At 28.8% G+C, this 7,111-nt stretch carries 8 protein-coding genes; all 8 read left to right on the top strand.

All coding sequences use genetic code 11. The annotated features are described in order from the left end of the window. The first annotated feature begins 188 nt into the window (after positions 1–188). Positions 189–593 (top strand): beta-galactosidase trimerization domain-containing protein, encoded by a 405-nt coding sequence (locus tag NSA58_RS13075; RefSeq protein ID WP_257560542.1) that lies wholly within the window; start codon positions 189–191, stop codon positions 591–593. A 12-nt stretch (positions 594–605) separates the two neighbouring features. Continuing rightward, on the top strand, positions 606–719 hold the full coding sequence (locus NSA58_RS21005) for a hypothetical protein (protein WP_408645545.1): 114 nt from the start codon (positions 606–608) through the stop codon (positions 717–719). Positions 720–771: 52 nt separating this feature from the next. Next, positions 772–1,935 (top strand): galactokinase, encoded by a 1,164-nt coding sequence (locus NSA58_RS13070; protein WP_257560541.1) that lies wholly within the window; start codon positions 772–774, stop codon positions 1,933–1,935. A 19-nt stretch (positions 1,936–1,954) separates the two neighbouring features. After that, positions 1,955–2,941 carry a UDP-glucose 4-epimerase GalE gene (gene galE / locus NSA58_RS13065; RefSeq protein WP_039678139.1) on the top strand — a complete coding sequence of 329 codons (987 nt, stop codon included), beginning with the start codon at positions 1,955–1,957 and terminating at the stop codon, positions 2,939–2,941. Positions 2,942–2,955: 14 nt separating this feature from the next. After that, entirely contained in the window at positions 2,956–4,485 is a 1,530-nt protein-coding gene (gene galT, locus NSA58_RS13060) for a UDP-glucose--hexose-1-phosphate uridylyltransferase (protein WP_039678140.1), read from the top strand. A gap of 107 nt (positions 4,486–4,592) precedes the next feature. After that, a complete protein-coding gene (locus NSA58_RS13055) occupies positions 4,593–5,633 on the top strand; it encodes an aldose epimerase family protein (RefSeq protein WP_074079531.1) in 1,041 nt (346 codons plus the stop codon). Positions 5,634–5,654: 21 nt separating this feature from the next. Continuing rightward, positions 5,655–5,816, top strand: coding sequence for an alpha/beta fold hydrolase (locus tag NSA58_RS21000; RefSeq protein ID WP_139045059.1), 162 nt, complete (start codon positions 5,655–5,657; stop codon positions 5,814–5,816). Between the two features lie 232 nt (positions 5,817–6,048). Next, positions 6,049–7,111 (top strand): ABC transporter substrate-binding protein (locus NSA58_RS13045; RefSeq protein ID WP_257560540.1); only part of this gene is annotated, 1,063 nt, incomplete at its 3' end.

Genomic DNA, 7,111 nt, shown 5'->3' with positions numbered 1-7,111 from the left:
AGATAGAATAAAAATCTAGTAAAAAAAAGTAAAAAAATATAAAACTTTTACTAAAACTATTTACAAAGAAAACCATATTTAATATTATAAAGTTAGGATGAACATTATAGGAGGAGTAATATGTACTTAGGAGTAGATTATTTGATAGAATAATAGAAAAAGTTAAAGAAAAAATCTAAAAGTTATATTTGGAATACCAACATCAACAATGTCAGTTTTTAATGTACTTCAGATATAGAGGAGCAACTAAGGGAGCAGAACCATTCTTTGAAAACAATGTGAATATAGATGTAATACAATCATATGCATCTTTTGATGAGTACCAAGTACTATTACTTCCAGTAATGATAGTTTATAAGAAGGAGGTTCAAGAAAAAATAAGAGAATTCGTTAAGGCAGGAAAAACTGTATTACTAAGATTTATAAATAGTGTAAAAGATTACTACAACAATTTAACTTTAAATGAGTTTAACCCAATCAACTTTACAGACTTTGTGGGAGCTTATGTAGGATGTGGTGCAGACGACAACATAGTGAATAAGTTAGAGTATAAAATCCTAGTAGAAAACAATATAAAAATTATAAAATCATAAAAGGATGTAGAAATAGTTAAAAATTCTGTTAGTGGAAAAATAAAATACTTTGTAATGAATCATACAGACAAAACTCAAGAATTAAAAAATACAATAGTAAAGCCTTACGAAGTTTTAATAGTTTAAAATATATTAAAATTATTGTGGTTGAAAAAATATAAATGTAGGGAGAGACAAAATGAAAGCAAATATGATAAAAATGTTTAATGAAATTTATGGGGAAAATGAAAACCTAAGAGTATTTTTTTCGCCAGGAAGAGTTAACTTAATCGGTGAGCATACAGATTATAACGGTGGGAATGTGTTTCCATGTGCTTTAAGTTTTGGAACCTATGGAGCTATAGCCATAAGAAATGATAAAACAGTAAGAATGTATTCTGATAACTTTAAAGATTTAGGGATAATAACTTTTAATATAGATGAATTAGTAAATGATGAAAAGCACGATTGGGCAAATTACCCAAAAGGTGTTATAGATATAATGAGAAAGCATGGATACAATGTGGAAAGTGGATTTGATATGGTTGTATTTGGAAATATACCAAATGGAGCAGGATTATCTTCATCAGCATCTATAGAGTTATTAATGGCTGTAATAGCAAACGATTTATTTAACTTCAATTTAGACAGAGTAGAATTAGTAAAATACTGTCAAGAAGCAGAAAATAAATTTATAGGAGTTAACTGTGGTATAATGGACCAATTTGCCATAGGAATGGGTAAAGAAAATAGTGCAATCTTACTAGACTGTAATACTCTAAACTATTCATACAGCCCTGTTGATTTAAAAGAAGAAGTTATAATAATAGCTAATACAAACAAAAGAAGGGGACTAGCTGACTCTAAATACAATGAAAGAAGAAGTGAATGCGAAAAAGCTTTAGAAGAACTTCAAACAAAATTAAACATAAAATCTTTAGGTGAACTTACAGAAGAAGAATTTGAAAATAATAAAGATTTAATAAAAGATGAAATAAGAGTAAAAAGAGCAAGACACGCAGTTTATGAAAATCAAAGAACTTTAAAAGCTGTGAAAGCTTTAGAAAATAATGATATACAAACTTTTGGAAAGCTTATGAACGAGTCTCATACTTCTCTTAGAGATGATTACGAAGTAACAGGAAAAGAATTAGATACCCTTGTGGAGCTTGCATGGAAACATGAAGGTACTATAGGAGCTAGAATGACTGGTGCTGGATTTGGGGGATGCACAGTATCCATTGTAAAAAGAAGTCTTGGAGAAGATTTTATAAACACTGTATCTAAAGGATACAAAGAAATAATAGGATATGATGCAGATTTTTATGTGGCAAATATAGGAAATGGAACTAGAGAAATATAGTTTATTGGAGGGAAATAGTATGATATTAGTTTGTGGTGGAGCAGGATATATAGGAAGTCATGCCGTAAGACAACTTATAGATAAAGGTGAGGAAGTAATAATAGTAGATAATTTAGAAACAGGACATGAAGATGCAATTCATCCAAAAGCTAAATTTTATAATGTGGATATAAGAAATGAAGAAGAATTAGATAAAGTATTTGAAGAAAATAAAATTGATGAAGTAATACATTTTGCAGCCAACTCATTAGTTGGAGAGAGTATGACTAATCCATTAAAATACTACAATAACAACGTTCACGGGACAGAAATACTTTTAAAAGTTATGATAAAACATGATGTTAAGAAAATCGTATTCTCTTCAACAGCAGCAACTTATGGTGAGCCAAAGAGTATACCAATATTAGAAACAGATCCAACTTGTCCAACTAATGCTTATGGAGAAACAAAACTTGCCATGGAAAAAATGATGAAATGGGCAGATGTGGCTCATGGAGTGAAATTCATATCACTTAGATACTTCAACGTGGCAGGAGCTCATGCAAGTGGAGAAATAGGTGAAGACCATAACCCAGAAACTCACTTAATACCATTAATATTACAAGTGCCACTTGGAAAAAGAGAATTTATATCAATCTTTGGAGATGACTACGATACTCATGATGGAACTTGTATAAGAGACTATATACACGTAATAGACTTAGCTGATGCACATATATTAGCAGTGGAAAAATTAAGAGCAGGTTCAAGTAGTAACATATACAACCTGGGAAGTGGAAATGGATTTACAGTAAAAGAAATGATAGAAGCAGCTAGAAAAGTTACAGGACATGCAATACCTGCAAAAGTTTGTGAAAGAAGAGCAGGAGATCCAGCTAAACTAGTGGCAGCTTCAGCAAAAGCTAGAAAAGAATTAGGGTGGGAGCCTCAGTTTGAAAATGTTGAAGCTATGATATCTTCAGCATGGAAATGGCACCAAGAACATCCTATGGGGTTTGAAAAATAGTGGGAGATGATAAAATGAGCATATATACAGAGTTTGAAAGATTGATTAATTACGGATTAAAGAAAAAATTATTTGAAGCAGAAGATATAACTTATGTGAGAAACTCTCTTATAGAGCTATTCAAACTAGATGAATATATAATAGAGAAAGTTGAAGATGAAAATTTAGAAAATCCAACATCTATACTGGATAATTTACTAAATTACGCCTTTGAAATGGGAATACTTGAATCTAACACATCTGTTTATAGAGATTTATTAGATACTAAAATAATGAACTTACTTATGCCTAGACCGTCTGAAGTTATAAGAGAATTTAATAAAAGATATAAGGCAGATAAAATAAGTGCTACAGATTATTTATATGATTTAAGTAAATCATGTGATTATGTTAGGACTTCAAGAATTGCTCAAAACATCACTTGGAAAGCTGACACGGACTATGGTGAAATAGATATAACTATAAACTTATCAAAGCCAGAAAAAGATCCAAAAGCAATCGCTGCTGCAAGAAATATGAAATCAGCATCTTACCCAAAATGTTTACTTTGTAAAGAAAACGTGGGATATGCAGGAAGATTAAATCATCCAGCTAGACAAAATTTAAGAATAATACCATTTGAACTTAATAAAGAAGAGTGGAACCTACAATACTCTCCATATTCTTATTACAATGAACACTGCATAATATTTGCAAGTAATCATGTGCCTATGGTAATAAACAAAAATACTTTTGATAGAAATCTAGAGTTTGTAGAAAGATTCCCTCACTATTTTGTAGGTTCAAATGCAGACTTACCAATAGTTGGAGGTTCTATCCTTACTCATGACCACTACCAAGGAGGTAGATATGAGTTTGCCATGGAGCGAGCAGAAGATGTTTATACTTTTGAAATTGCAGGATATGAAGATATAAAAATATCAATAGTCAAATGGCCACTATCAGTTATTAGACTAAATGGAGATAACAGAGTTAAGATAAGTGAACTTGGAGAAAAAATATTAAATCATTGGAGAAGCTACTCTGATGAAAATGTGGGAGTACATGCCTTTACACATGAAACTCCTCACAATACAATAACTCCTATAGCTAGAAGAAGAGGACAAAATTACGAGCTAGATTTAGTCCTAAGAAACAACAGAACAAGTGATGAACATCCAGATGGAATATTCCATCCTCACAAAGAACTTCATCACATTAAAAAAGAAAATATAGGATTAATAGAAGTTTTGGGTCTGGCAGTTTTACCAGCTAGATTAAAAGAAGAATTAACTCAAATAAAAGAATGTTTATTAGATGAAAATAAATCTAATTTAATAAAAGAAGATGAAAACTTAAGAATTCATTTAGAATGGTTTAATAAATTAAAAGAAACATACACTGATTTAAATGAAGAAAACGTGGATGAAATACTAGAAAAAGAAGTTGGAAATATATTTACTAAAGTATTAGAACATTGTGGTGTTTTCAAATGGGACGAAGATGGAAAAATAGCAATGAAAAGATATATGGAAGATGTTAAAAGCAATATAGAAAATCTATAAGATTTGATAAAATATAATTCCCGCTGCTCTTTGTGAGTTGGCGGGAAAATTTACATAGGAGCTAATTTACTCTTAAAAAAATTTAGACACTAAGAAAGAGGATTGTTATGAAATATACTAAAAGAATAGTAGGCAGTTTAAATGGAGAAGTTATAGTGGCTCATAATATTAAAGCAACAAATGGGTTTGAAGTTGAAATACTAAATTTAGGTGGAATAATAACAAAAATAATAACACCAGATAAAGATAATAATTTGGAAAATATAGTAACAGCATATAAAAACATAGAAAGCTATTATACTAATCCTTCTTATTTTGGGGCCATAGTGGGAAGAACTTCAGGAAGAATTTGTGAAGGAAAGGTAGTTATAGAAGGAAAAGAATATAATCTAAATAAAAATTACGGACTTCACCAAGGTCATGGTGGAAACAGTGGACTAAGTAGTAAAGTATGGCAAGTAGATATTGAAGAAGGTAGAGATTATATTAAATTAAATCTATCAATAAAATCTTACCATAATGAAGAAAACTATCCAGGTAATTTACATATAGTAGTTTCATTTAAAGTTTATGAAAACTATATAATAGAAGAAACATACAGTGCAATAACAGATAAAACTACATTGATAAATATGACTAATCATACTTATTTTAATTTAAGTGGAAATCTAAAAAGACCTGTAACGGATCAATATATGAAGTTGGATAGCAATAAATTAGTAGAAATAGATGACACATGTGTACCTACAGGTAAGCTTTTAGATGTGACAGACACGCCTTTTGACTTTAGAAATATAAAGTGCATAGGTGAACATATAGATGACTCTCATGATCAGATAAAAATAGGATGTGGATATGATCATCCATTTTTACTAGAGAAAAAGAAAAATATATATATGGAAGATAAAATATCAAAGCGAAATATGAATATAACTACAAATCAAAAAAGTGTGGTAGTATATACTATGAATTTTACAGATGACCAAACTTTATATAATAATAAAAAAGACCAAAGACGTTATGGAATATGCTTTGAAACACAAGCCCCACCAATAGGTAGAAATATGTGTTTTATAGAAGACTCTTTAATAAATAAAGATGAAGAGTATTCACAAAAGACTATATATAAGTTTGGTATAAGTAAATAAAGTATAAATAAAAGGGATTGAATAGTTCTATCAAGCATAGGAAATGATAACCTATACTTATTTGCACACTCTATGGGAGGAGCTATAGGTGGATTATTTTTAGAAAAGTACAATGATTATTTTCACGCAGCCATATTAAACATGAATATCTTCAAACATCAGGAGCTTCATTTAGATGGTTAAAAGAAAGCTTTAAACATACTAAAAACATTGTGAAAAAAGTATATGTAGATGAAGTGATTAATTAATCGAAACAAACAGTTTTAAAATATGTAACAAACGTATTGAGTATAGTAATTAATATCGAAAATCGATTTCCTAAGGATTGTTATAATTTATCTTATTGTAAAGAATATGAATATTAAGTATAATAACTTATGCATTACATTTTTACAAACAGGAGCATAAATTCAATATGAAAAAAATAAATAGATTGTTAATAATATCGCTATTAATATTGATAAGTTCTATATCCCGTATATATGCGGATACAAAAGATAGTAAAGACATGTATAATATTCTTTTGATAAATTCATATGATATAGATAACAAATGGGAAAATCGTGTAAAAGATGGTTTGAAAGAAGTAACAAAAGATAATCCTAATATAAACATAAAAACTGAATATCTAGATATTAGAAATAACAACAATGAGTATTATATAAGAGATTTTGAAACATTATTAAATACAAAATACAAAGATAATGCTTTTGATATGATAATAACAGTAGATGATGAAGCATTTAACTTAGTTAGAAAGGGATTATTTGACAAGAATAATATATTTTATAAAAAAATAATTGTTTTTACTGGAGTAAATGAGAGAATAAACCTTACATCTCAGGAAAAAAAATATATAACTGGTTTTATGGATTCTAGATCTAAAATAGAGATAATAAAGTTAATAAGCAAACTTCATCCAAATGCTATAAATATAAATGTGTTATTGGATAACACTAATTATAGCAAAGATATAAAAGAAAAATTATTGGAAAATGCATATTTATTAGATAATAATATAAACTTAAATTTTATCCAAGGTAGATATGAAAATGAAATACTAGAAGAACTTAAAAAAATAGATGAAAGTAACCAAGCTGTATTAGTATGTGGTGTATATAAAGATAAGAATAGCAATAATTATATAAAGCCTGAGGAACTAATTACTAAAATAAAGGATATAAAGGACCAGCCAATTTATACAAGTATAGCAGATTATATAGGCAAAGGCACAGTAGGCGGATACGTGGATATTGGAGTGGAATATGGAAATGCCCTTGGGAAAATGGTTTTGAAAATATATGAAGACAAAAGTATATCACAAGTACCATTAATTAATAAGTTAGGTGGTAATTATGTAGTTGATTATCAGCAAATATATAATTACAATATAAATCCAGTAAATCTTCCAAAAGAAACTATAATAATAAATAAAAAACCTTATCAATTGCTTTTACCAATAAATCAAATAATACAAG

The sequence above is a fragment of the Terrisporobacter muris genome (assembly GCF_024621905.1).
GTDB lineage: Bacteria > Bacillota > Clostridia > Peptostreptococcales > Peptostreptococcaceae > Terrisporobacter > Terrisporobacter muris.
The sequence above is the reverse complement of the archived record's forward strand: the minus strand, read 5'-3'. Positions and strand labels throughout refer to the sequence as shown.